Raw genomic sequence first — 23,886 nt, 5'->3', positions numbered from 1 at the left:
TGCCGGGGAAGTCGGGTAGTGGTAGGAGGTGAAATGTGAAGGAGATAGCTATGGCGAAGAATGAGCACTATATTCCGTTTGACGCTGAGTCGGTGCTCGGCTTCGCCGCGCCGTACCTCCAAGGCGTGCCGGTCAGCGCGGTGGAGATCGGCGACGGCAACCTCAACGTCGTCTTCCGCGTCCACGGTGAGTCCGGATCGGTGATCGTCAAGCAGGCGCTGCCGTATCTGCGGGTGGCCGGCGAGTCCTGGCCGCTGACCCGCCACCGGGCCCGTATCGAGGCCGAGGCCATCGAGATTCACAACAAGCTCGCCCCCGGTCGCCCCGCACAACTGCTCCACTTCGACGACGCACTGTCGGCACTGGTCCTGGAAGACCTGACCGAGCACCTCACCTGGCGCGAGGCCCTCATCGCCGGACAGGAGATCGCGGACGTCGCCGAGTCCGTGGGCCGTTACTCGGCGGCGATCATCCTCGGCACCAGCGATGTGATACTGCCGAGCCGACAACGACGGACGCTCAAGCGCAGCTTCGTCTACTCCGAGTTGTGCCTGGTCACCGAGGACCTCGTCTTCACCGCGCCGTACATCGACGCGGAGTCGAACCGCTACGTCGAGGGGATCGCCGACCGGGTGACAGAGCTGCGCCGGGATCGCCCGCTGCGGGCTGCCGCCGCCGAGCTGCGCTTCTCCTTCAAGACCAGGGACGAAGCGCTGATCCACGGCGATCTGCACACCGGCTCGGTGATGATCAAGCCCGGCGATACGCGCATCATCGACTTCGAGTTCGCGTTCTTCGGACCGTCCGGATTCGATCCGGGAGTGCTGTTGGCCAACCTGGCGCTGTCGCGCCTGGCGCACCGGTCCTCGGGCAACGCCGCCTTCTGCCGCTTCCTCGACACCTGCGCGCTGGCCTACTGGAACGCGCTCGTTGACGAGATGCGCCGCCGCTGGGACCCGTCCGAACCCTGGTACCACCGGTTCCTGGCCCACCTGCTCACCGACGCGGCCCGCTTCGCCGGTATGGAGATGATCCGCCGCGTCGTCGGCCTGGCTCACGCGAAAGACATCGACATCCTGCCGATCGACGCTCGCGTCGAAGCGTCCACCCACGCCATCGACTGTGGTCGGGCCCTCATCCTCGGCAGCCCCGTGCACCACTTCGACGACCTTTGGCATCGCGCCATCGGAGAGGAGACCCGCTGATGAAGAAGCTCATCAACGACCCCGACGACTTCGTCGACGAGGTCCTTGACGCCATCCTGCTGGCGCATCCGGATCGACTGCGGCGGGTGCCTGATCAGCGCCGCGCACTGGTGCGCGCCGACGCGCCGGGAGATCGCGTCGGCATCGTCACCGGTGGCGGGTCTGGACACCTTCCGGTCTTCCTCGGGTACGTCGGGGTCGGGCTGTGTTCCGGCGTCGCCGTCGGCAACGTGTTCTCATCACCGTCGTCGGAGGCGGTTCTCGCCGCGACCAAGGCTTCCGACTCCGGCCGCGGCGTGCTGCACCTGATCGGCAACTACGGCGGCGACGTGCTCAACTTCGGTCTCGCCGCCGACCTGGCCGAGTTGGACGGCACAGCGGTCAGGACCGTCCTGGTCACCGACGACGTGTTGAGCGCGCCGGCTGAGCGCGCCGAATCCCGTCGAGGCGTGGCCGGCATGGTGCTCGGCTACAAGTGCGCGGGCGCCGCGGCGGAGCGTGGCGACGACCTCGCCGAGGTCGCTCGGATCGCGGCGAAGGCGGTGGCCGCGACCCGTACCGCCGGTGTCGGCCTGTCGCCGACGATCCTTCCGGCCGCCGGGAAGCCGACCTTCGAACTGGCGGACGGTGAGATGGAGATCGGCGTCGGCATCCACGGCGAACCGGGCACTCACCGAGGCCCGCTGGAGACCGCCGACCGGGTCGTGGACCGGCTGCTCGACGCAATCCTGGCCGAGGTCCAACCGGGCGCCGGAGGCAACGTCGCGGTGCTGGTGAACGGGCTCGGCGCCACGCCGCTGGAGGAACTGTACCTGCTCTACGCGCGTACCGAGCAGCGGCTGGACAAGCTCGGGCTGCGAGTGGCCCGGAAGTACATCGGCGAGTACGCCACCAGCCTGGAGATGGCTGGTGCGTCGATCTCGGTGATGGCACTGGACGACGAACTGTCCGAACTGGTCGAGGCCCCGGCCTCCTCACCCTTCTTCGTCCAGTGAACGCCACCGACCTGCGCCTGCTGCTCGACGACGCGCTGCGAACCCTGGAGGCCGCCCGGGACGAACTGCGCGACCTCGACGCGGCCATCGGCGACGGCGATCTCGGGATCACCGTCAGTGACGGCGCCCGCGCCGCTCGTGAAGGCGTGCGGAGTCTGCCGGACGACGCCACCCCGGCACAGACACTGCGGATCATTGCCCAGCGGTTCGCCTCGGCCAACCCGTCCACGATGTCGGCGCTGGTGGCCGCCGGCCTGCTGGCCGGCGCTCGCGCGCTCGGCGACGCGCCCGGCCTGGACCGCGCCGGAGCGCTGACTCTGCTGGAGGCCGCGACCGCGGCCATCCAGGCGCGCGGCGGGGCACAGATCGGCGACAAGACGATCGTCGACGCGTTGGTTCCTACCACCGAGGTGCTGCGCCGGGCGCAGAACCCGAACGACGAGGCACGTGGCGTGCTGGCCGAGATGATCGACGCCGCGCGGCAGGCGGTGACCGAAACCGCCGGGCTGCAGTCGCAGCGGGGCCGGGCCGCGTGGGTGGGTGAACGGACCATCGGTCATCCCGATGGCGGTGCCACTGCCTACCTGCGGTTTCTGCAGGCGATCGAGCGTGCCGCCCCGGTGCGCGTACCGGAGCGGGAGAACTCTGAGGAGGCGGAGCAGTGACCAGGTTGCAGACCTACAAGGTGACCGCGTTGAAGCTCGGTACGTTGGGCGTGGACAAAGCCGCTATGACGTACATGTCGGGCTTCGGAAGCAAGATCAATCTTCCGGTGTGGGCGGCCGCTGTCGAGGGCAACGGCGTCAAGATGCTCGTCGACACCGGGATACGGGACCACGACAAATGGGACCGCGAGCTCAATCCGTGCTGGGCGGAGCGCGACGAGACGATCGAGACCGCGCTCGCCGAGATCGGCTGGTCGCTGTCCGACGTCGACGTGGTCATCAACTCACACCTGCACTACGACCACGCGGAGAACAACACCAGCTTCCGGAACGCCCGGTTCGTGGTGTCGCGAGTCGAGTGGGAGTACGCGAAGAACCCGATCCCGTCGCAGACCAAGCTGTACGACTTCGAGTGGACCGACGAGTCGGTCGACTACCTCGACTACCAGCTCATCTCCGTCGACGACTACGACGTGTTGCCGGGAGTACGGCTGATCCAGACGCCCGGGCACAGCAAGGGCCACCAGTCGGTGGTGATCCAGACGGAAGAGGGCACGCTCTGCGTCGCCGGTGACGCGGCCTGCCTGCCGGAGAGCTTCTGGCGACCGGCGCCGCCGGGCGGAGCGACCTCGATCGAGGAGGGTTTCGCCTCGCTGGAGCGCATCCGCGAAAGTGCGCAACGAGTGCTGATGAACCATGACCCAAATATCAGCAAATACCAGGATTCAAATTTCCCGATGATTCCGGCGATCGGCAGCGGGCCGCTACCCGGCTCCATCGAGACTCTCCCCGGGCGCGGAACGGGCGCCGCCGAGACGGCATGACGCGAACGGTTTCGCTTCAACCGATCCATGCCGTGGCCGCAGCCACGGCACACCCCACCCCCCGACACGCATCGAAGCAAAGGAGATTCCGGTGAAGGTACGGCATGGCGGCCGATTCGCCGCACTGGCGGCGGTCGTTGCACTCGCCCTCGCGGCATGCGGCACCGGCGACGGTAACGGTGCCGCTGACGACAGCGATGGTTCGGACGATTCCGGCGTCGACTATTCCGCGATGATGGACGCGGCCCGTGAGATGGTCCCCGCGACCTACGAGGGACCGACCACCCCGGCCCAGGCACCGTCCGGCATCAAGATCGCGGCGATCACCTGCTACAGCATCCTGGAAGGCTGTGTCATCCCCGCGGAGGGCATCGAGAAGGCCGCGAGCGCGATCGGCTGGGAAGCCCGCACCTTCGACGGCGGCGGCACCCCGAACACCCAGAACGCCCAGATCCTGAACGCGGTCTCGTGGGGCGCCGACGTGATCGCGCTGATCGCCATCACTCCCAGCGCCGTGCAGTCCGGCCTGCAGGCAGCCAAGAACGCAGGTGCCCTCATCGTCTCCGGCTCATCCGGACTGAGCTCGCCGAACGCCACGATCGAGCCACAGCCCGGCGAGGTGTGGCCGGAGTTCGATGTCTCGCCGGACTACAAGAAGCTGGGCGAGCACCTGGCCCAGTGGGTGATCGCCGACTCCAAGGGCGAGGCCAACATCGCCGTCTACGGCGACAAGGAGTTCGACTCGATCAACGCCCAGGAAAGCGGCATCGTGCCCGCGCTGCAGGCCTGCGGCGGCTGCACGGTGTCCGAGGTCATGTACTTCACCGCGACCCAGATCGCCAGTTCCCTCGGCCCGCAGACGGTCAACTACGTGCGGACGAATCCCGACGTCGACTACATCTACTCGGCCTTCGACCCGCCCGCGGCGGCTCAGGTGACCGCCCTGCAGACGGCCGGCCTGGGCAACCAGGTGAAGATCGTCAGTGTTCTGGGCAACGCGCAGAACCTGCAGTTCATCCGCGACGGACAGGTGCAGGCCGCCGACGCCGCGTACGACAACACGTACATGGGCTTCGCCATCGTCGACCAGTCGATTCGCCTGCTCAACAACCAGCCGCTGATCGAGCCGCTCGGTGAAGGACTCCCGTTCCGGGTGCTGGACGAGACCAACCTGCCGGACGGCGACACCAGCTGGACCGCCCCCTACGAGTACGAGAGCAAGTTCATCGCTCTCTGGAAGTGACAGCAACCATGGCTTCGACCGATGTGGACACCACGTCCGTGCTATCGCTGGATGGCGTTACGAAGGTATTCGGTGAACTGGTCGCCCTCGACCATGTCGACCTCGACGTGGCCCCGCACCAGATCCACGCCCTGCTGGGCGCGAACGGCAGCGGCAAGTCGACGCTGGTCAAGGTGATGAGCGGCGTCTACCAGCCGGACGGCGGGGCCATGGTGATGGACGGCGCCCGGCTGGCGAGCTTCGGCTCGCCGGCCGGAGCCGCCGAGCGCGGCGTGCGGGTGGTGCACCAGGAGGCGCCGCTGATCGACTCGCTGACCGTGGCGGAGGCGGTCGCCATGTTCCGCGGCTACGGGACGCGGAACCTGGCGCCGATCGCCTGGGGCCGGCTGCGCCGCCACGTGCAGGCATTGCTGGACCGGATGGACGTGCCGGTGCGCGCCACCGACCTGTGCGGATCGCTCGGCCCAGCCGACCGGGCCGGCCTGGCGCTGGCCATCGTCGTCGGCGATCTGTTCGACGAGTCACGGAACTCGTCGCCGACGGTGCGCCTTCTGATCGTCGACGAAGTCACCGCCGCGATTCCGGAGTCCGAGACAGGCCGGCATCTGGAGCGGCTCCGTGCCGTGGCGGACATGGGCGTCGGGGTGGTGATGGTGACGCACCGGATGGCCGAGCTACGCGTCGCCGACGACATCACCGTCCTGCGGGCAGGTCACGTGGTCTACCGCGAGGCCGGCGGTCCGCGTCGCCCCAACAACGAACTGGTCGCCGAGATGGTCGGCGAGAAGGACACCGCCGCCGGGCACTCGGTGTCGGTCAGCGAGCGGACCAGCGACCGTCTGTCGCAGCTGTGGAACTCGGCGCCGACGCGCCATGAGCCGCAGCCGGGCGAGCGGCCCACGCCCGCCATCGAGGTCTCCGGGTTGCACGGCGGCCACCTGCGGGACTGCTCGTTCACGGCTACCGCCGGGGAGATCGTCGGCTTCGCCGGGCTGCGCGGCAGCGGCGTGGAAGATCTGCCCCGGCTGCTCTCCGGCGACCTGGCGTGGCGGGACGCGCGCGTCGAACTGCCCGGTGTCACGTTCACCGAAGGCGGCGATCCCCGTCGGATGATCGCGGCCGGCCTGACCGCGATCGCCGCCGACCGGCTGCGTGCCGGAGGGGTGCCCGCACTGACCGTCGAGGAGAACGTGGTGCTTCCCGCGCTCGGGCGCTACTGGCACCGGCCGCAGCTGCAGGACCGGGTCGTACGGGCCGTGATCAGGGCGTTCGACGTACGCCCGCCGACGCCCGAGAGCCATTTCGGCGGCCTGTCCGGCGGCAACCAGCAGAAGGTGCTGCTCGGAAAATGGCTGCTGATGCGGCCGACGGTGCTCGTCCTCGGCGATCCCACATACGGCGTCGACCCGGCGGCCCGGGAAACGATCTTCGAGGCCACCCAGGACGCCGCCAGTCGCGGTGTCTGCGTGCTGTTCTTCTCGACGGAGCCAGAACAGCTGGTCCGGATCTGCAACAGGGTGATCGTGCTACGCAACGGAAAGATCGGCACCGAACTCAGCGGTGCCGACCTGACTCTGGAGAATCTCGTCGAGCGGAGCGAGCAATGACGGTTTCGGAAAGCAAGCGGGCCGAGGTCGCGGCGGACCGGTCCGCCGGGAGCCCTTCCAGGCCGGGAGGTGGCCTACGCAGCCTGGTGTCGCACAGCCGCAGCTTCGGATCGGTGCTGCTCCTGCTCGCGCTCATCGTGATCTTCTCGGCGACCACCGACTCGTTCCTGTCGCTGCGCAACGTGCAGAACGTGCTGATCCAACAGGCGATCATCGCGTTGATGACCTTCGGCGTGATGTTCCCGCTGATCGTGGGCGAATTCGATCTGTCGGTGGGGTACATGATCGGGTTCCTGGCGATTCTCGGGGCGTTCCTGGCCGGGCACGGGTTCGGTGCCGAGGTGGTGGTCCCGGTGATGATCCTCGGGGGGGCCTTGGTCGGCCTGGTCAACGGACTCCTGACGGTGAGCGTCGGCATCAGCTCGTTCATCGCCACACTGGGCATCGGGATCGTGCTGCAAGGGCTCAACCAGGGAGTCAGCGGCGGCAAGGTGCTCTTCACCGGCATTCCCGAGTTCGTCACCGGCATCGGCAACTCCTACGCCGGCCCGCTGGCGGTCGCCGTATGGCTCGCGTTGGCGGTTGCGGCCGTCCTCTTCTACATGCTGGAGCGGACGCCGGTCGGCCGCTCCTGGTACGCGGTCGGCGGATCGGAACGGGTGGCGTTCCTGGCCGGTCTGCGCACCCGACGGCTCAAGATCGCGGCCTTCATGCTCAGCGGACTGTTGGTGGGCGTCGGCTCGGTGATCGCGCTCGGGCAGAGCGGCGGCGCCAGCCCCGGCTACGGCCCGGACCTGCTGCTGCCCGCGTACGCCGCCGCGTTTCTGGGCGTGACGACATATCGGCCCGGACGGTACAACGTGGTGGGCTCGGTCGTCGGCATCCTCCTGCTCGCCGTGGGCTTCAACGGCCTGAGCCTGCTCGGTGTGCCGTTCTGGGTGCAGCCGATCTTCAACGGCGGCGTGCTGCTGCTCGCGGTGATCCTGTCCAGGGCCGAGGCGCGCAAGGTGAGCGTCGCGGCCTGATTCAGGCGTTCCCTGAGCGAGCCCTGGCCCGGGAGCCCGTCCCGCATCGGACGGAACTGAGCGGATTTCGTCCAACCAGGGTCGATGCAGACGCCCAGCAGGTCGAATGTCAAGCTGCGTAGCGGCCATGGCGTTCCTCACCACCGGGCAACCTCGGAGAGCCGACCGGGGTGGATGGAGGAACCCGGAGTGCGAGGCCCGGGCCGGTGCGCTCGGCCACGCCGAGACCCAGCTCTCCGGGTTGGCAGCTACTTGCGCCAACGGTCAGTTCGAGGAACCGCGCTCTCGGACTCAAGATGGCCGACCGGCACCGCTACAGGCGGCAATCGGGCGGACGATCGCGCACTACGATGTGTTGCCGGACTCCTGCCACCCGGGCCACCTGCCTGAGGACGTGCAGCGGCCACCCGGTCGCGTCATCGGGTCCGGCCGTCGCGGTCAGCGGCCAGTCGGCCGGTAGGCTGAGCGTCAGTTCGGCGTACGGGCTGATGTCGTGACCCGGCGGGACGGTCATCGACAGCTCGCTCATCCCCGAGGTGACCAGCGTCCAGCACGGGCGTTTCTCGGTCGGTGCCACGACGTAGATGTGCACCCCGACCAGGTGGGAGACGAACTCGTGGGAGACGAACTCGACCGGGCCGAAGTGGTCGGAGATGTGGCGTCCGATCGCGTCAGCGAAGACCTGCTGTGACCCGTGCGCCGCCACGAATCCGTCGTGGAGTGGCTGATGACGCAGCACACCCGACCCGCGCGACTCGTCCATGACGCCGGAGCCTAGACGAGTACGTCAATTGTCGGATCAACCGACGCGGACGGAGGTTTCCTGCTGTTGCAGCCACTGCAGGATCGCATGGGTCGTCTCTTCCGGCTTCTCCTGCTGGATCCAGTGGCCGCAGTCCAGGGTGACCACGTCCACGTTGGGCACGAAGTCGGCCAGTCGGTCGGACTTCGCGATCGTGTCCCGATCGCCGTAGATCATCAGCGTCGGCTGCCGGATGATCGGGTCGACGTCCGCCAACAGGTGCCAGTTGCGGTCGAGGTTGCGGTACCAGTCGATGCTGCCGGTGAACCCGGTCGACTCGAAGGCGGAGACGAAGACGGCCAGTTCGCTGTCGCTCATCACCGGATCACCGAGCGGTGCTTCCGCTCGGGCCAGCTCGATGAACGCCATGCCGGGCCGAGGCTCCATGGGGGGCAGGTTCTTCCGGTACAGGTTGCGCAGGAACTGGAAGGTGTTTTCGTCGAACACGGCGTCCGCGACACCCGGCTGTCGGTTGAAGTGGACGAAGTAGAAGTCGCCGCCGAGTACGGCTTCCATCAGCTCGATCCAGGGTGTCTCGCCGCGCTCCTGGTACGGCAGGCTCAGGTTGATCACCCTGTTGACCCGGTCCGGATGCAGCAGGGTCAGCCCCCAGACGACCATCGCGCCCCAGTCGTGGCCGACGAAGGTGGCATCGTCGTACCCGTAGTGATCGAGCAGCGCGACGAGGTCACCCGACAGGTGTGCGATGTCGTAGTCGGTCACCTCGGTCGGTCGGGACGAATTGCCGTAGCCGCGCTGGTTCGGGACGATGACGTGGTAGCCCGCCGCAGCCAGGGCCGGCACCTGGTGACGCCAGGAGAAGGCATGCTCCGGCCAGCCGTGACAGAGCACGATCGGCTTTCCGGCATTCTGTCGGCCAGCCTCGAAGACTTCGAGCTTGACGCCGTTGACGGGGACAAGACTGGGTTCGGGAAAATTCATGCCGCCATCGTGCCGACCTAAACCGGTCACCTCATGACCGGTTTATCTGACAATCCTGGCGGCATGCGCACCGACCGGCTGGTGGCCGTACTCCTGCTGTTGCAGCAGCGCGAGCAGGTGACGGCGGCGGAGGTCGCCCGGGAGCTAGAGGTCTCCGAGCGCACCGCCCGCCGCGACCTCGACGCCCTGGCCATGGCCGGGGTGCCCGTGTACGCCACACAGGGCCGAGGCGGCGGCTGGCGCCTCGTCGGCGGTGCCCGTACCGATCTCTCCGGGTTGACCGCGAGCGAGGCCCGCGCCCTGTTCCTGGTCGCCGGCCCGGCCTCGACCACGACGCCGGCCGTGCGATCAGCGCTGCGCAAACTCGTCCGCGCCCTGCCGGAGCCTTTCCGGGCGCAGGCCGAGGCGGCCGCGTCGTCGATCGCCGTCGACCCGCAACGGTGGGGGGCGAGCCGGGTCGACCGCCCACCGCCCCGCTTCCTCGACGAACTCCAGGACGCGGTGATCCGGGGCGTCCAGGTACGGCTCGGCTACGTCGACAGCACCGGCGCCGACACCGAGCGGACCGTCCACCCGCTGGGCATCGTCGCCAAAGCTCCGTGGTGGTACCTCGTCGCCACCACCGAGGCCGGCCGGCGGACCTTCCGGATCGACCGGGTGTCGTCCGTCGACCCGACCGACGATCCAGTGCACCGACCTGCGGACTTCGACCTCGCCGGCAGCTGGCGGGAGATCACCGACGAGGTCGACCGCAGCCGGATGCCCGTCGAGATCCAGGCGGTCTGCGCACCCGACGGGATCGGCACGCTCCGGATGGCGCTCGGTGATCGGCTCGAGGTGGGCGGCCCCACGGCCGACGGCCGCATCGAGGTCGTGATCCGCGGCTACAGCGAGTATTCGCTCGCCGGCGAGCTCGCCTGGCAGGTCGAATGGCTCGAAGTGACCGGCCCACCGGGTGTGCGGGGCCACCTGGCCGCGATCGGCACCGCGCTCGTCAAGCGGTACGGCTGAGATCTCGTCGAGCGGTACGGCTGAGATCTCGTCGAGCGGTACGGCTGAGAGCTCGTGAGCGGTGTGGCTGAGAGCGCCCGCACCGGCTGAGACCCGCCGTCACCCAGTCTGGAGCAGGCCACGGTTGACCATGAAGTCCCGCAACGTCTCGACGTCGTCGGCGGACATCAACTCACGGGGGATCACGGTCGCCGGCATCCGGCCCACGTACACGATCCAGAATCCGGGAGTGTCGACCACCTTGCTGACCCTGTCCCAGGCGATGTCGCCGAACTCCGTACCGCTGCGCATCGTGATGGTGTCGTCGGTGATGTCGTAGCCGCCGTCGACCGCGTACTCGCCGGACCGGCGCCGGGCCCGCGAACGCACCCACGGCCCGTACAGCATCGACAGCACCCCGGCGGTGACCAGCGACATCCAGAGCAGCGAGAACTGCTCACCCCAGCCGTACTCCCGCGCGGCGACGTAACCGGCCGCCCCGGCCGCCGCCAGCGCCGCGCCGATGTAGGCGTACTTCCGCAGCCGCACCCGGCTGAGCGCGGCGGCCGCCTTGCCGGGGTAGTCGGGATCGGCGGGGACATCGAAACGGATACGCACCCCAGCACGATAGTGCCCACACCCGCCAACGCCGCTGTCCGTAGCTAGACCTCGGCGAGGATCCGGGCGAGATCCGCGGGTCGGGTGAGCATCGGCCAGTGCCCGGAGTCGATGTCGACCAGGTCGAGATCCTTGGCCCGGGCCAGCTCGGGCACCTGCCCGGCGGCGATCATCTCCTGCGCCTGGGCCGGCGTGAACTCCGGGCACACCAGCACGACCGGTACGTCGAACCGCCGCTCGTCGGTCAGCCGTACGGCGCCTTTGGCCACGCCCTCGGGGACCGGGACCGCCGCCGCCGCGAAGTCCCGCCGGGCCTGCTCGTCCAGGTCGGCCGCGTCCGCGCCCTCGAACGGCTCCCAGCCCGGGAACGGCACCACACCGCCGTCGACCTCGAAGAAGTCGGCGTACGTGTCTCCGTCGACCGCCGGGACGCCACCAATCAGCACGACCTTCGCCACCCGCTCTGGCCGGGCGTCGGCCGCCATCCAGGCCAGGCTGCAGGCAGCCGAGTGCCCCACCACCACCGACCTGCCGGGGGCTGCGTCCACGGCGGCGAGCACCGTGGCCAGCTGGTCGTCGAGCGTCGCGGCGGTGTTCCCGTCGCCCTGCCCCGGCAGGGTCACCGGCACCGGACGCCGGTCCATCTTCTCCAGCTCGGCGGCGACGTCGGTCCACGCCGACCCGTCGAGCCACAAACCACCGATGAGCACGATCTGTTCTGCGGTCAAGGCATCAGTCATGGCCTCAACCTAACGGCGATTCCGGACGTTCTACTTCCGGTATGGTCTGGGCTGTGCGCACCGGACCGAGCCCGACCGCCCGCGCCATCCGAACGCTGGAGATCCTGCGGGAACGCCCGGGCGTCACAGCCGACCAGCTCGCCGCCGCGCTGGGCGTGACGGAACGGGCCGCGCGACGCTACGTCGGGATCCTTCGGGAGGCCGGGATCGAGGTCGAATCGGTCCGAGGGCCGTACGGCGGCTACCGGCTCGGCCGGGGCACCCGGCTGCCGCCGGTCGTCTTCACCCAGGAACAGGCCCTCGGCCTGGTAATGGCCGTACTCGACGGGCAGCCCGCCGCGATCGACCCCGACGACCCGATCGGCGTGGCGCTCAGCAAGGTCATCCGGGCTCTGCCCGACAGCGTCGGCCGGCAGGCGGCAGCCCTTCGGGGGTACGCCTCGGCCACCCCTGACCGGCATGCGGCCCATACGGACCCGGCCATCACGAACGCCCTGGTCACCGCCGTCGCCGACCGGCGCCGCGTCGCGATCACCTATCGCGGCGAGAGCGGCGGGCAGTACGACGCCGAGGTCGACCCGTGGGCGGTCGTGGTGCGGCACCGACGCTGGTACCTGCTGTGCCACTCGCACCGCGCCGACGCGGTACGCACCTACCGGATCGACCGGGTCCGGGCCGTACGGCAGCTGCCGCACGGCTTCATCCCGCCCGACGACCTGGAACCGGTCGCCGCCCTCGAAGCGCATCTCGGCGTGGGCTGGCAGTACCCCACCCGGGTCGTGTTCCACGCGCCGCAGGAACGGGTGGCCCCGTGGATCCGGCCGCCGATGGGCCGCCTCACTCCGGCCGGCGACCGGTGCGTCCTGGTCGGCAGCACCCGCAACCCCGCGATGTACGCCCAGGAGTGGCTGGCTGTCGTCCCGTTCGGCTTCACCGTGGAAAAAGGCCCCGAACTGCGGGCGGCCGTCGCCACGGTCGCGGCCCGCTTCAGCGCGGCACTCCCGCCGGCCAGCGGGTCGCTTCCGCCTGTCAACGCGCCGCTTCCGCCATCAGCGTCCGGGAGCGCGACCGGCGATTGACCGGCGATGAACCGACGACCGACGCCGGAGCACCCACGTCGTCGCACCGCGGCGCTAGCATCGCCCGATCGCCGGAGCCGGATCGCCGGAGGAAAGGGCACCATGGCTGGGGAGGACGTCATCCGCTTCGTCGACCGGGACCTGCGAGGTGCCCGGTTCGACAGGTCGACGCTGGCCGGCGCGGTGATGCGCGGCGTCGACGTACGCGGGTTGGACATCGACGCGCCGTGGCTTGCCGACGGGGCCCTGCTGGTCAACGGGGTCGACGTCGTGCCGTTCGTCGAGGCGGAACTCGACCGGCGATTCCCCGGACGGGAGCCGAGCGGCAGGCCATGGTCCGGGACTTTCTCGCGACCGTCACGGCGGATGTGCTCGCCGAGCCACGTCCGAGCGCCTGGTCACCCGAGCACACCGTGTCCGTACTGCACTGCCTGCACGTGATCCTGGACGAGGAGTGGGAACATCTCCGCTTCGCCCTGCGTGACCTCGACACCCGTCGAAACCACAGTTGACGGCCGTGTTGCCCGAACGAGTCAGTCCTCAGCTCGCGGTAGCGGCTTTGATCAGCGGCGCGTCCCGCGACAGCTCCCGGAACCCGAGACCGTCGTACAGCCCGCGCGCGTGCGGACGGCCGCGGAGGAAGGCTGGCGGGTTCAGCCGTCGTACAGGTCGGTTGGCATCGGCTCCGCGAGGCCGTTGATCCGGTCGGTCAGGTCAAGGATGTCGGGTACGGCGTCCAACACGGTGACCTCGACCAGGGCACCGTCGCGGCCACGTAACCGCCGCCGTCGCGGACCCGTTCCAGCAGCGTCGAGCCGATCACCGCCAGGTCGACGACCGCGTCGAACGTCCCCGTCGGTTCGTCGGAGCGCGGGAGGAAGGTCGCGCCGAGCGACTCGACGAACTCGCGGTCGTCGTTTTCGGCGAGCCCGGCGGCGTGCAGGCCGGCCGCGCGGGCCAGCGCCAGGAAGAACCCGCCGACCTGCCCGCCGGCGCCGGTGACGAGCACGGTCGCACCCGCCGGGAGCGCGAGCAGGTCGAGTCCTGTGCGGCGGCGAGACCATTGACCGGCAGAGTCGCGGCCTCGGTGGCGGGGACACCGGCGGGTGCGGAGGTCAGCCAGGCGGCATCGAGCAGTACGTACTCCGCGTGGGCACCGGTCGTGGTCTGCAGCCACGGCGAGAAGCCGATGACCTCGTCGCCGATGCTCACCCAGACCCTGCGGACGCTGGAACGCGACGGCCTGGTCACCCGTACGGTCACCGCGTCGGTGCCGGTCCGGGTCGACTATGCGCTCACCCCGCTCGGCCACGAGTTGTTCCCGGTCATGATCGCCATCAAGAGCTGGGCGGAGGCGAACATGGACCGCGTCGCGTCAGGCGGCAAGGCGAGAACCTGATACGGCCAGCGCGGCGAGCGCCGCAGCGGCCATGACCGCCGCCGAGACGACGAAGGCGGTGGCGTAGCCGGACTCGGCCGGACTGGACGTGCCGGCCGCCAGGGCCGACGTCACGAACGCCGGCACCGCTTGGGCGCCCAGTGCCCCGCCGATCGTGCGCACGATGAGTCAACCGATCGTGCGCATGATGAGTCAACCGATCGGTTGACGCCCGGATCGACCGACCTCGGTGCCGGCTGGACGATCCGGCACCCCCGGCGGCGGGTGACGCTTACCGCCATGGCGGTCATCGAGGTGACGAACCTCCACAAGCGGTACGGGGACACGGTCGCCGTCGACGACGTGTCGTTCACCGTCGAGGCGGGTGAGATCTTCGGAATCCTCGGTCCGAACGGCGCCGGCAAGACGACCACCGTCGAATGCGTCAGCGGCCTGCGTACCCCCGATCGTGGCCGGGTCACGGTGCTCGGTCTCGATCCGCGACGCGACCGGCGTGAGCTACGGGAAAAGGTCGGGGTGCAGCTGCAGGAGCACCGGCTGCCGGACCGGCAGACCGTGGCTGAGGCGATGGATCTGTACCGGTCGTTCTACCGCGAGCCGGCCGACGGGCGGCGGCTGCTGGACATGCTCGGGCTCGCCGGCAAGCGTGACACCCCGTACCGGAAGCTCTCCGGCGGGCAGCAGCAGCGACTGTCGGTCGCGCTCGCTCTGGCCGGCCGACCCACCGTCGCGGTGCTCGACGAGTTGACCACCGGGCTCGACCCGCAGGCCCGGCGGGACACCTGGGACCTGGTCGAGCAGGTACGCGACACCGGCGTGACAATCGTGCTGGTCACCCACTTCATGGACGAGGCGGAGCGGCTCGGTGACCGACTCGCGCTGATCGACGCCGGCCGGGTGGTCGCGCTCGACACCCCCGCCGGCCTGGTCGCGTCAGTTGCGGCCGAGCAGCGGGTACGGTTCCGGCCGTCAGCGGCACTGGACGAGCGGCTGCTGACCGACCTGCCCGAGGTGACCGGCGTCCGGCACCACGGGCAGCAGATGGTGGTGACCGGCACCGGAAACCTGCTGCAGGCGGTCACCTCGGTCCTAGCCCGCCAGCACATCATCGCCGGGGACCTGCGGGTCGAGCAGACCAGCCTGGACGACGCATTCGTCACCCTCACCCGAAAAGAGTCTGCCTGATGTCCGCGCTGTACAGACTCACCGTCGCCGAGGCGAAGCTGTTCCTGCGGGAGCCGATGGCGGTCGTCTTCGGGGTGCTGTTCCCGACCGCGATCCTGCTCGGGCTCGGTGCCGTCCCCGCGCTGCGGGAACCGTCGCCGGAGTTCGGCGGAGTCCGGTTCGTGGAACTCTGGGCACCGAGCGCGCTCGTGCTCGGCCTCGGCATCGTCGGGCTGCACCACATCCCGGCGACGGTGGCCGGTTACCGGGAGCGGGGCATCCTCCGCCGGATGTCCACCACTCCGGTCCACCCCGGTACGGTGCTGGCCGCGCAGCTCATCGTCGCCCTGGCCGCCGCAGTCGTTGCCGCCGTACTCCTGATCGTTTCGGCCTGGCTGGTCCTCGACGTGCCACCGCCGCGACGGCCGTTCGGGTTCGCGGCCGCGTTCCTGCTCGGGTTCGGCGCGGTGCTGGCGATCGCCATGCTGATCGCCGCTGTCGCGCCCACGGCCCGGGTCGCCAACGGGCTGGCGATGGTCGTGTACATGGTGACCATGTTCGCCGGTGGTGTCTTCCTGCCGCGGTTTCTCCTGCCGGGTTTCTTGATGCGCCTCGGCGACTACACGCCGCCCGGGGTGCAGTCGCTGCTGTACGGCTGGTCGGGTGACGCGGTGGCGCAGGCCGGGGCGGCAGGCTCGTCGCAGCTGCTGCGACTCGGGATAATGGCGCTGATCGCGGTCGCCGCCGGCGGTGCGGCGGCGAAGCTGTTCCGTTGGGAGTGAGCCACAGCTGTTCCACCGGGAGCGAGGCGAAGGTGCGAGCTTCGACGAGCGGTGACACCGGCCCCGGCTGGGACCGCTGGTACGACAGGTTGCTCGTCCTGGTGCCCTGGCTGCTGCTGCCCGCCTCGACGGCGATCGCCCTGACCCAGCCCGGCCGGACCTCGCGCGACCATGCGATCACCCTGGGCCTGGTCGGGGCGACCGCCGGGTGGGTGTATCTGGGACACACCCGGGTGCCGCCGGACCGCCGCCGGACCCTGCCGACGCTGATCTACTTCGCCGGGCTGCTCACGTTCAGCGTCGCCCTGATGGCCCGTGACGTGATCTTCCTGCTCTTCGCCATCACCGGGTTCCTCCACGCGTACCACTTGCGACCGTGGCCGCTGGGGGCGGCCGGCGTGCTCGGCACCTCGGTCGTCATCAACACGATGGCGACCGAGACACCGGCCGCGACGGTGCAGTCGCTCGGCACCTACCTGGGGGTGATCGTGATCCAGACCGTGGCGATCAGCGCCGGCATCGTGCTGGCCGAGCGGAGCGCCGAGCAGCACGAGCGGCGCCAGCAGTTGGTCGCCCGGCTGGAGGCGGCGTTGGAGGAGAACGCCGGGCTGCATGCCCAACTGCTGGCCCAGGCCCGCGAGGCCGGCGTGCGCGACGAGCGGCAGCGGATGGCCGGGGAGATCCACGACTCGTTGGCGCAGGGCCTGACCGGCATCATCACCCAGGTGCAGGCTGCCCAGCGGGTCTGGCATTCGCCGACTCCGGCGCGTGAGCACGTGGACCGGGCGCGTGAGCACGTGGACCGGGCGCTGGCCCTGGCCCGGGAGAGCCTGGACGAGGCCCGCCGGTCGGTGCAGGCACTGCAGCCGCGCCAACTGGAGGCGGCCCACCTGCCGGCGGCCCTGGGCGAGCTGGCCCGGCGCTGGGCCGACGACACCGGCATAGCCTTGCGGTTCGAGGTCACCGGCGAACAGGTCGCGCTGAGCCCGGCCATCGATGTCACCCTGTTGCGGGTCGCGCAGGAGGCGCTGCACAACGTGGCCCGCCACGCGGACGCGTCCCGGGTGGGGCTGACCCTGTCCTACCTGACCGACGTGGTGCTGCTCGACATCCGCGACGACGGGCAGGGCATGAGCGGCGGCTCGGACCAGGGCTTCGGCCTGCGGAGCATGGTGCAGCGGGTCCGCAGCGTGGGAGGTGCGATGGAGATCGAGAGCGGCCCGGGCGAGGGCACCGCGATCAGCGTACGGGTGCCGGCGATCCCGACGGTGGCGGCATGATCCGCATCCTGATCGTCGACGACCACCCGATCGTCCGCAACGGACTTCGGGGCGCCTTCGCGGACCTGCCCGACATCGAGGTGGCCGGCGAGGCCGCCAACGGTCGGGACGCGGTGACCGAGGCCGTACGGCTGCGGGTCGACGTGGTGCTGATGGACCTGCGGATGCCGCAGATGTCGGGCGTACAGGCGATCGCCGCCCTCGCCGGGGCCGCACCCTCGGTACGCGTACTGGTGCTCACCACCTTCGACAGCGAGACCGACGTGCTGCCGGCGGTCGAGGCGGGCGCCACCGGCTACCTGCTCAAGGACACCCCACCCGAGGAACTGATCCGTGCCGTCCGGGCCGCCCACCGCGGCGAGTCGGTCCTCGCGCCCTCGGCCGCGGGCCAGCTCATGGGCCGGGTCCGCCGGCCGACCGGACTGGCGCTGAGCAGCCGGGAGCGTGAGGTGCTCCAATTGGTCGCCGACGGTGCCGCCAACCGGGAAGCGGCGAGACTGCTGTTCATCAGCGAGGCGAGCATCAAGACCCACCTGCAGCACATCTACGACAAGCTCGGGGTCCGGGACCGGGCTGCCGCTGTCGCCGAAGGGTACCGGCGCGGCCTGCTGCGCTAGCCGACAGGCAGCGGGACGGCCGGCCGGCCGGTACGCGGCACGCCTGCCGACAGCGCCGGGCCGGGCTCTGCCCCGGTCACGGTAGGTTGTCCGGGTGACGGGGGTGGCGACGACGCGGGTGGGGATCTGGACCGACGGCGCGTGCAGCGGCAATCCGGGGCCGGGCGGTTGGGGTGCCCTGCTGCGCTACGGCGCGGCAGAGAAGGAACTGTGCGGCGGTGAGGCCGGCGCGACGACGAACAACCGGATGGAACTCACCGCCCCGATCCGGGCGCTGGCCGCGCTGACCCGCCCGTCCACCGTCGACCTCTACACCGACAGCACGTACGTCCGTAACGGTGTCATGTCGTGGATGGCGAACTGGAAACGCAACGGCTGGCGGACAAAGGCGGGCGAGCCGGTCAAGAACGAGGACCTGTGGCGAGAGCTCGACGCCGCCGTCGCCCGGCATCACGAGGTCGTCTGGCATTGGGTGAAGGGCCACGCCGGTCATGTGGAGAACGAACGCGCCGACCGGCTCGCCGCGCGCGGTCAGCGGGACGCGTTGGAGGCCGCCGGGGTCCCGCTCCCGCCGGTGCCGCAGCCCCGCCGCCGTACCCGGCGGTGACCGCTTGCCGTGCACTGGTTGTCCTGAGTGGATCTGCGGGTAGGTCGACCGGCCCGCCCACCGCTGCGGATCAGGAGAAGGCCGTCGTGCCAAGGTACGCAGGTCGGTGGTGGGCAGGCCGAGCGCCTGGGCGATCTCCGGACGCGCGGGGGAGCCGTTCTCGTTGATCTGCTCGGCGGCGTTGACCGCGAACGGCGGCAGGCCGCGTTCCACCGCTTCCTGCGGGGTGAGGACCGGAGCGGTGATGGTCCGACCGGTGACCTCGCTGAGGATGGCGGCGACCTCGGTCAAGGTTGCCGGCGACCACGATCGGAACCGAGTCCGGTGCGATCATGCGCGGCGTCGAGCGCGGCGAGTCGTACGTCATCACCCGCAACGGCACCCCGATCGCCCGGCTCATCCCACTCCGGAGACGGACCTTCGCCCCACGGGCTGAGGCGATGGCCGCTTTCGCCACTGCCCCGGTCCTCGACGCCGAGCGGTTCCGGGCCGACCTCGACGACGCCGTCGACCAGGATCCGTTCGACCGTGACTGGTGAGACCGTGACTGGTGAGACCCGTCCGCCGTGGCCTGATCGACACGAACGTCGTCGTGCATCTGGCCGCGCTCGACCCCGATCACCTGCCGGACGAACTCGTGATCAGCACGGTCACCCTCGCGGAGTTGTCGGCTGGCCCGCATCACACCGACGACCCGACCGAGCGGGCGCGCCGACTCAACGTCCTGCAGCACGCCGAGGCCACCTTCGACCCGTTGCCGTTCGACGCGGAGGCCGACCGTGCGTACGCAATGATCTGCGCGGCCGTGCTCGGTGCCGGCCGAAAGCCTCGTCGTCGGCTCGCCGACCTGATGATTGCCTCGGTGGCTATGGTCGACGGGCTGCCGCTCTACATCACCAACCCGGACGACTTCGTAGGCCTGACCGACCTGGTCGACGTACGGTCGGTCCCGCGTCCCTGACCATCCCTACCGCGTCCGTCGCGGGTCACCGGATCGGGGCGCTGTCAGTCGTCGATCGCCTGGTAGACGGCGGTCCAGAAATCGCGCGACCTCGGGAGCGTCTGGTCGCCCGCATGCGCCCGCTGGATCATCAGGATCGCGGTCAACTCCTCGGCGGGATCGTTGTACCAGGCGGTGCCATAGAAGCCGGGCCATCCGTAGCTGCCGACCGACGGGCCGAGATGCGTACGGCGGGTGCGCACCGACATCCCGAAACCCCAGCCCATGTCGTCGAAGTACCCGGGCCAGAACCCGGATACCGTCTTCTGCGCCGGGGTCAACTGATCGCTCGTCATCAGCGCCACCGACGCTCGCGACAGCACCCGCTCACCACGATGCGTGCCGCCGGCCAGCAACGCCGAAGCGAAGGCCAGGTAGTCGTCGGCGGTGGAGACGAGCCCGCCGCCGCCGGAGGCGAACACCGGCGGCCGGGTCCACCGCCCGTCGGCGCCGTCCTCGACGATCGCCCCGCCGGTGGCGGCGTCGTCACGCTCGTACGCCGTCGCCAGCCGGCCGACACTGTCGCCGCCCACGGTGAAGCCGGTGTCGGTCATCCCGAGCGGTTCGCAGATCCGCTCGCGCAGGGCATCGGCGAACGACCTGCCGGTGGCCCGGGCGACCAGCACGCCCGTCAGGTCGGCGGCGGTGTCGTACATCCATCGGTCACCTGGCTGGTGGACGAGCGGCAGCGCGCCGAGCCGGCGGATCCACTCGTCCGGCGGCGGCTTGCCGAGCGTGCTCAGCGCGTCGGAGATCGGCACCGTTCCCGGCTCGGCGGGGACCATGCCGGTGCCGATGGTGTAGACCAGCAGGTCCCGCAGCGTGATCGGGCGGTGTGCCGGCACGGTGTCGTCCAGCGGCCCGGCGGGATCGGCGAGCACTGTCATGTTCGCCAGCTCCGGCAGCAGGTCGTCGACGGGGTCGTCGAGGCGCAGGGTGCAGTCCTCGACCAGCGTCATCGCGCACGCGGCGACAATCGGTTTGCCCATCGAGCCCAGGCGGCAGATCGTGTCGGCGGCCATCGGCGTCGTCGAACCCGCGCCCTCGAACGCGAGATGGCCGGTCGCTTCGACGTGTGCCTCGCCGCGACGGGCGAGGACGGCCACCGCCCCCGGTACGAAACCGGAGTTGACGTGCCGCTCGAGTAGCTCCCGTACCCGGACCAGCCTTTTCGCCGAGAAGCCGCCAGCAGCCATCTGTCTCCTCCTCCTGCTCCGACCGGTCCGTCCACTGATCACCTGTCCGACGTCACGATCCACGAGCATAGGTAGCGGATGTGGCTGCGACACCCGCACCCGGGCTTCGTCAGTCCGGTAAGGAGGGGCGAAGCCCGGTCGGGCTTCTCGCCGGGTCCGCGCGGTGCTCGCTCACTGTCGACCGACGAGGATGCAGAACGGGTGCCCGGCGGGGTCGGCGAGTACGTAGAGCGGTTCCTCGGCGTCATCGGTGCGGTCGTAGAGCAGGCTGGCTCCGAGCTGTTCCGCTCGTCGACGATGCCGCTCCAACCTGTTGGAACGCGAGCCTGCGGTTGCCGTCGCCGTCGACCAGCACGAGCCAGTGCTCATCCGCCGGGACTCCGTGGCCCGGGGCTCGTCGCCGGGACGGTAGCGCAGACCGAGGAAGACCCGGTAGAACTCAGCCAAGGATCGGACATCGGTAGCGTCCAGAACGGTATGCATCAGAACCGGAAATTCGGACATGATCGATTCTCATGTTTCGGTCAGGGCGTCATCACCGCAGGGCGGCCAGCGCGGACCGCAGATGCGTCGCGGTGGCCTCGTCGAACGCGACGAGTCGGATCCGTTCGACGGAGGTCGGGGTGGCGATGACGGTCGCGACGGCGATCCGGGCGGCCCGGTCGGCGGGAAAGCCGTACACGCCGGTGGCGATCGCGGGGAAGGCGATCGTCCGGGCGCCGAGTTCGTCGGCGACCCGCAGGCAGCGTCGATAGCAGGAGGCCAGGACGTCGGCCTCGCCTCGGTCGCCGCCTTCCCAGATCGGCCCGACCGTGTGGATGACGTGCCGCACCGGCGGGTCGAGGTCGAACGCCGGGGTCGCCTTGGCGTCGCCCGGCGCGCAGGGCGCGATCGCGCCGCCGGCCCGCGCCAGGCGGGGACCGGCCGCACGGTGGACGGCTCCGTCGACACCGCCGCCGCCGAGCAGCGACTCGTTCGCAGCGGTGACGACGGCGTCCACGTCCTCGCGCGTGATGTCGCCGACGACGACTTCGATGACTGCCACGATCCGATCCTGCCACGGACCACGAGCTGAGCGGACCACGAGCTGAGCGGACCGCGAGCTGAGCGACCGCGAGCTGTACGCCAGCCACGTCTGCCGGCGAGCCCGAGGTGGCTGGCGTACAGCTCGACACCCTGCTGGCCGGCCGACGCCGACGACGGAGCCGTCGTCGCGTGCCTGCAGGTCACCTACATCTCCGACCGCCGTGGCGAGGGCCTCGGCGGGACTCTGATGACGTGGGTGATCGACCGGGCGCGCGAGCGGGGCTGCGCACTGGTCCAACTCACCACCGACAAGACGCGGGCCGACGCGCACCGCTTCTACCGGCGGCTTGGCTTCGTCGCCAGCCACGAAGGCATGAACTGCGGCTGCGGTGACCGATCAGGTGGGAACCCGGGTGGCGGTGGCAGACAGACAAGAAGCATGACGACGGACCTACGCACCCGGGCGCGGGCCGGTGACGCCGCCGCCTTCGGCGAGCTGTTCGACCGGTACGCCAAGACGGTTACAACCACGGCGGGGCAACCGGCGCTACCGGTCGGCGGTCGCCGCGTTCGCGTCCGCCGGCTCGCTCAGGTGCTGACCGCGCTCGCGTCGCTGCGCCGGCCGGATCGCGAGGTGGTCACCCTCTGCTCGGCTGCACGACGACCCCCCGACTGGTGACCAGCCGGCCCGAGCGGGTCCTGGCCGCGCTGGCCGAGGCCGGCCTGACCGGCGTCACGGAGAACGGCCGCAGCAGGGGTCGACTCGGCCGCCTCGGCACCTTCGCCTTCTACCGAGTCGACGGCGGTGACCGGTGGAGTGTCTTCTGCGGCGAGCGAGGTCGCCGCACCGACGAGGGTGCGGGCACTCCGCCGAAGCCGACGCTACTGTGGACCTGCTCGGGCTGCTGACGCGATCATGTCGTGGGGAGTCGGACGCCGAATGGTCAGTGCTGGTGACCAGGGCTGCGACCAGCTGATACACCTGCGGATCGGACGAGTCGGCGCTCACCCTGCTGCGGGCGGCGAATGCCTGGGAACGGCCGCCGGGCCGTCGCCGTTCACGACGGTGATCACGACGTTGCCGACCTTGTGCCCGCTGTCGACGTACCGGTGGGCCTCGACGATCTCGGCCAACGGGTAGCTGCGGTCGATGACGACCCGGAGCCGGCCGTCGCCGAGCAGATCCCGCAGCGCGGCCAGGGCGCTGTGCTTGCGTACCGACATCCCGGTCCGGACCCGCCGGCCGCCGGTGACTGCCGTGCCGGCCGCCAGCAGGTTGTTCACCACCAACCCGGTCGTCGGCAGGTAGCAGCCCCGCCGGGTCAGCACCGGCCGGCACCGGGCGAACGAGCTGCGCCCGACCGTGTCGAAGACGACGTCGTAGTGCTCGCCGCTGGTGGTGAAGTCCTCGGCGGTGTAGTCGAACACCCGGTGCGCGCCGAGGGAGCCGACCAGCTCGGCGTTGCGGCCGCTGCACACGCCGTGCACCTCGGCGCCGAGTTGCCGGGCGAGTTGGACGGCGTACGTGCCGATGCTGCCGGAGGCACCGACGACCAGCACCTTCTGACCTGCCTGGAGGTCGGCCAGGTCGTGCAGGAAATGCCAGGCGGTGGTGAAGCCGTCGACGGACGCGGCGGCCTGCGCGTACGTCACGTTCTTCGGCACGGTCGTCATGGACGCCCGCTCCGACAGGCACTTGAATTCGGCGTTCGCCCCGACGCCGAAGCCGGTGAAGCCGAAGACCCGGTCGCCGACCTGGAACCGGCTGGCCGCCGGACCGGTCGCGGTGATCTCGCCGGCGAATTCCAGCCCGAGCACCCGGATTCCCTTGCGGGGGCGCCGCAGACCGATGATCGCCCGACCCCACCGGGGTTCGCCCCGGCGCATCCCGCACTCGGCCGACGTCACCGTGGTGGCGTGCACCCGGACCAGCACCTGGTCACCGCAGGGCACCGGCGTCGGCAGGTCGACCTGGGTGAGCACCTCGGGCGGGCCGTACGCGTCGAAGATCACCGCTCGCATGCGGGCGATGATGCTGCAGGTGCGCTGTGAGCACGCTGAGGACGGACGTCCGGTCCGC

Annotated in this window: 28 protein-coding genes and 2 pseudogenes; 20 read left to right on the top strand and 10 right to left on the bottom strand. The window is 70.1% G+C overall.

From position 1 onward, the window contains the following. The first annotated feature begins 50 nt into the window (after positions 1-50). The 7 genes from mtnK (at position 51) to O7632_RS28460 (ending at position 7,564) form a co-directional block, all read left to right on the top strand. Positions 51-1,205 carry an S-methyl-5-thioribose kinase gene (mtnK, locus tag O7632_RS28490; protein ID WP_278118786.1) on the top strand — a complete coding sequence of 385 codons (1,155 nt, stop codon included), beginning with the start codon at positions 51-53 and terminating at the stop codon, positions 1,203-1,205. Next, on the top strand, positions 1,205-2,200 hold the full coding sequence (locus tag O7632_RS28485) for a dihydroxyacetone kinase subunit DhaK (protein ID WP_278118784.1): 996 nt from the start codon (positions 1,205-1,207) through the stop codon (positions 2,198-2,200). The genes mtnK and O7632_RS28485 overlap by 1 nt, the downstream gene beginning before the upstream one ends. After that, positions 2,197-2,865, top strand: coding sequence for a DAK2 domain-containing protein (locus tag O7632_RS28480; protein WP_278118783.1), 669 nt, complete (start codon positions 2,197-2,199; stop codon positions 2,863-2,865). The genes O7632_RS28485 and O7632_RS28480 overlap by 4 nt, the downstream gene beginning before the upstream one ends. Then, positions 2,862-3,689, top strand: coding sequence for an N-acyl homoserine lactonase family protein (locus tag O7632_RS28475; RefSeq protein ID WP_278118781.1), 828 nt, complete (start codon positions 2,862-2,864; stop codon positions 3,687-3,689). Before O7632_RS28480 ends, O7632_RS28475 begins: the two co-directional genes overlap by 4 nt. Positions 3,690-3,780: 91 nt before the next feature. After that, on the top strand, positions 3,781-4,932 hold the full coding sequence (locus tag O7632_RS28470; protein ID WP_278118779.1) for a sugar ABC transporter substrate-binding protein: 1,152 nt from the start codon (positions 3,781-3,783) through the stop codon (positions 4,930-4,932). A gap of 8 nt (positions 4,933-4,940) precedes the next feature. Next, entirely contained in the window at positions 4,941-6,539 is a 1,599-nt protein-coding gene (locus O7632_RS28465; RefSeq protein WP_278118778.1) for a sugar ABC transporter ATP-binding protein, read from the top strand. Then, positions 6,536-7,564 carry an ABC transporter permease gene (locus tag O7632_RS28460; protein ID WP_278118776.1) on the top strand — a complete coding sequence of 343 codons (1,029 nt, stop codon included), beginning with the start codon at positions 6,536-6,538 and terminating at the stop codon, positions 7,562-7,564. The genes O7632_RS28465 and O7632_RS28460 overlap by 4 nt, the downstream gene beginning before the upstream one ends. A 313-nt stretch (positions 7,565-7,877) precedes the next feature. On the opposite strand, the gene O7632_RS28455 is transcribed toward O7632_RS28460, so the two are convergent. Both O7632_RS28455 and O7632_RS28450 read right to left on the bottom strand, forming a co-directional pair. Next, positions 7,878-8,327, bottom strand: coding sequence for a suppressor of fused domain protein (locus O7632_RS28455; RefSeq protein ID WP_278118774.1), 450 nt, complete (start codon positions 8,325-8,327; stop codon positions 7,878-7,880). Between the two features lie 36 nt (positions 8,328-8,363). Then, entirely contained in the window at positions 8,364-9,308 is a 945-nt protein-coding gene (locus tag O7632_RS28450) for an alpha/beta hydrolase (protein WP_278118772.1), read from the bottom strand. A 63-nt stretch (positions 9,309-9,371) separates the two neighbouring features. Here O7632_RS28450 and O7632_RS28445 point away from each other — a divergent pair, with 63 nt between their 5' ends. Next, positions 9,372-10,319, top strand: a complete 948-nt coding sequence (locus O7632_RS28445) for a WYL domain-containing protein (RefSeq protein ID WP_278118770.1) — start codon at positions 9,372-9,374, stop codon at positions 10,317-10,319. Between the two features lie 99 nt (positions 10,320-10,418). Here O7632_RS28445 and O7632_RS28440 read toward each other — a convergent pair whose 3' ends face one another. After that, positions 10,419-10,916, bottom strand: a complete 498-nt coding sequence (locus O7632_RS28440) for a YcxB family protein (RefSeq protein ID WP_278118768.1) — start codon at positions 10,914-10,916, stop codon at positions 10,419-10,421. 44 nt (positions 10,917-10,960) lie between these two features. Next, positions 10,961-11,644 carry an alpha/beta hydrolase gene (locus O7632_RS28435; protein ID WP_278120466.1) on the bottom strand — a complete coding sequence of 228 codons (684 nt, stop codon included), beginning with the start codon at positions 11,642-11,644 and terminating at the stop codon, positions 10,961-10,963. A gap of 65 nt (positions 11,645-11,709) precedes the next feature. Here O7632_RS28435 and O7632_RS28430 point away from each other — a divergent pair, with 65 nt between their 5' ends. Next, the gene (locus O7632_RS28430; RefSeq protein ID WP_278118766.1) at positions 11,710-12,735 is read left to right on the top strand and encodes a WYL domain-containing protein; all 1,026 of its coding nucleotides are present in this window, start codon (positions 11,710-11,712) and stop codon (positions 12,733-12,735) included. Between the two features lie 102 nt (positions 12,736-12,837). After that, positions 12,838-13,176 (top strand): hypothetical protein, encoded by a 339-nt coding sequence (locus tag O7632_RS28425; protein ID WP_278118764.1) that lies wholly within the window; start codon positions 12,838-12,840, stop codon positions 13,174-13,176. A gap of 268 nt (positions 13,177-13,444) precedes the next feature. Here the strand turns inward: O7632_RS28425 and O7632_RS28420 are convergent, their stop codons facing one another. Continuing rightward, positions 13,445-13,744 (bottom strand): hypothetical protein, encoded by a 300-nt coding sequence (locus O7632_RS28420; protein ID WP_278118762.1) that lies wholly within the window; start codon positions 13,742-13,744, stop codon positions 13,445-13,447. A gap of 180 nt (positions 13,745-13,924) precedes the next feature. On the opposite strand from O7632_RS28420, the gene O7632_RS28415 reads away from it, so the two are divergent. Further along, positions 13,925-14,134 (top strand): helix-turn-helix domain-containing protein, encoded by a 210-nt coding sequence (locus tag O7632_RS28415; RefSeq protein WP_278120464.1) that lies wholly within the window; start codon positions 13,925-13,927, stop codon positions 14,132-14,134. On the opposite strand, the gene O7632_RS28410 is transcribed toward O7632_RS28415, so the two are convergent. Next, on the bottom strand, positions 14,111-14,296 hold the full coding sequence (locus O7632_RS28410) for a hypothetical protein (RefSeq protein ID WP_278118761.1): 186 nt from the start codon (positions 14,294-14,296) through the stop codon (positions 14,111-14,113). The two genes, O7632_RS28415 and O7632_RS28410, sit on opposite strands and share 24 nt — an antisense overlap. A gap of 117 nt (positions 14,297-14,413) precedes the next feature. Between O7632_RS28410 and O7632_RS28405 the strand changes: the two genes are divergently transcribed. From O7632_RS28405 to O7632_RS28375, 7 genes are all read left to right on the top strand, one after another. Beyond that, on the top strand, positions 14,414-15,319 hold the full coding sequence (locus tag O7632_RS28405) for an ABC transporter ATP-binding protein (protein ID WP_278118759.1): 906 nt from the start codon (positions 14,414-14,416) through the stop codon (positions 15,317-15,319). After that, entirely contained in the window at positions 15,319-16,080 is a 762-nt protein-coding gene (locus O7632_RS28400) for an ABC transporter permease (RefSeq protein ID WP_278118757.1), read from the top strand. The genes O7632_RS28405 and O7632_RS28400 overlap by 1 nt, the downstream gene beginning before the upstream one ends. Positions 16,081-16,112: 32 nt before the next feature. Next, positions 16,113-17,360 (top strand): sensor histidine kinase, encoded by a 1,248-nt coding sequence (locus O7632_RS28395; protein ID WP_278118754.1) that lies wholly within the window; start codon positions 16,113-16,115, stop codon positions 17,358-17,360. After that, the gene (locus O7632_RS28390) at positions 17,357-17,977 is read left to right on the top strand and encodes a response regulator transcription factor (RefSeq protein ID WP_278118752.1); all 621 of its coding nucleotides are present in this window, start codon (positions 17,357-17,359) and stop codon (positions 17,975-17,977) included. The genes O7632_RS28395 and O7632_RS28390 overlap by 4 nt, the downstream gene beginning before the upstream one ends. 94 nt (positions 17,978-18,071) lie before the next feature. Beyond that, on the top strand, positions 18,072-18,584 hold the full coding sequence (rnhA, locus tag O7632_RS28385) for a ribonuclease HI (protein WP_278118750.1): 513 nt from the start codon (positions 18,072-18,074) through the stop codon (positions 18,582-18,584). A gap of 293 nt (positions 18,585-18,877) precedes the next feature. Continuing rightward, a complete protein-coding gene (locus O7632_RS28380) occupies positions 18,878-19,123 on the top strand; it encodes a type II toxin-antitoxin system prevent-host-death family antitoxin (RefSeq protein WP_278118748.1) in 246 nt (81 codons plus the stop codon). Between the two features lie 11 nt (positions 19,124-19,134). Further along, complete coding sequence (locus tag O7632_RS28375) at positions 19,135-19,545, top strand: type II toxin-antitoxin system VapC family toxin (protein ID WP_278118746.1); 411 nt, start codon at positions 19,135-19,137, stop codon at positions 19,543-19,545. Between the two features lie 44 nt (positions 19,546-19,589). Here O7632_RS28375 and O7632_RS28370 read toward each other — a convergent pair whose 3' ends face one another. The 3 genes from O7632_RS28370 to O7632_RS28360 all read right to left on the bottom strand — a co-directional run bounded on the left by O7632_RS28370 (position 19,590) and on the right by O7632_RS28360 (position 21,825). Continuing rightward, entirely contained in the window at positions 19,590-20,780 is a 1,191-nt protein-coding gene (locus O7632_RS28370) for a serine hydrolase domain-containing protein (RefSeq protein WP_278118745.1), read from the bottom strand. A 171-nt stretch (positions 20,781-20,951) separates the two neighbouring features. Further along, positions 20,952-21,263: a VOC family protein gene (locus tag O7632_RS28365; RefSeq protein WP_278120463.1), complete on the bottom strand. Its 312-nt coding sequence runs from the start codon at positions 21,261-21,263 to the stop codon at positions 20,952-20,954. Positions 21,264-21,315: 52 nt separating this feature from the next. Beyond that, the gene (locus O7632_RS28360; RefSeq protein WP_278118743.1) at positions 21,316-21,825 is read right to left on the bottom strand and encodes an O-acetyl-ADP-ribose deacetylase; all 510 of its coding nucleotides are present in this window, start codon (positions 21,823-21,825) and stop codon (positions 21,316-21,318) included. Between the two features lie 141 nt (positions 21,826-21,966). On the opposite strand from O7632_RS28360, the pseudogene O7632_RS28355 reads away from it, so the two are divergent. Further along, positions 21,967-22,182, top strand: a pseudogene (locus O7632_RS28355) (GNAT family N-acetyltransferase); the annotation flags it as partial. A gap of 305 nt (positions 22,183-22,487) precedes the next feature. Then, positions 22,488-22,613, top strand: a pseudogene (locus O7632_RS28350) (methyltransferase type 11); the annotation flags it as partial. 198 nt (positions 22,614-22,811) lie between these two features. On the opposite strand, the gene O7632_RS28345 reads toward O7632_RS28350, so the two are convergent. Beyond that, positions 22,812-23,828, bottom strand: a complete 1,017-nt coding sequence (locus O7632_RS28345; protein WP_278118741.1) for an NAD(P)-dependent alcohol dehydrogenase — start codon at positions 23,826-23,828, stop codon at positions 22,812-22,814. Between the last annotated feature and the right edge of the window lie 58 nt (positions 23,829-23,886).

The sequence above is a fragment of the Solwaraspora sp. WMMD406 genome, assembly GCF_029626025.1.
In the GTDB taxonomy this organism is placed as follows: domain Bacteria; phylum Actinomycetota; class Actinomycetes; order Mycobacteriales; family Micromonosporaceae; genus Micromonospora_E.
Note: the sequence above shows the minus strand (reverse complement) of the source record. Positions and strands in the feature narration are given on the sequence as shown.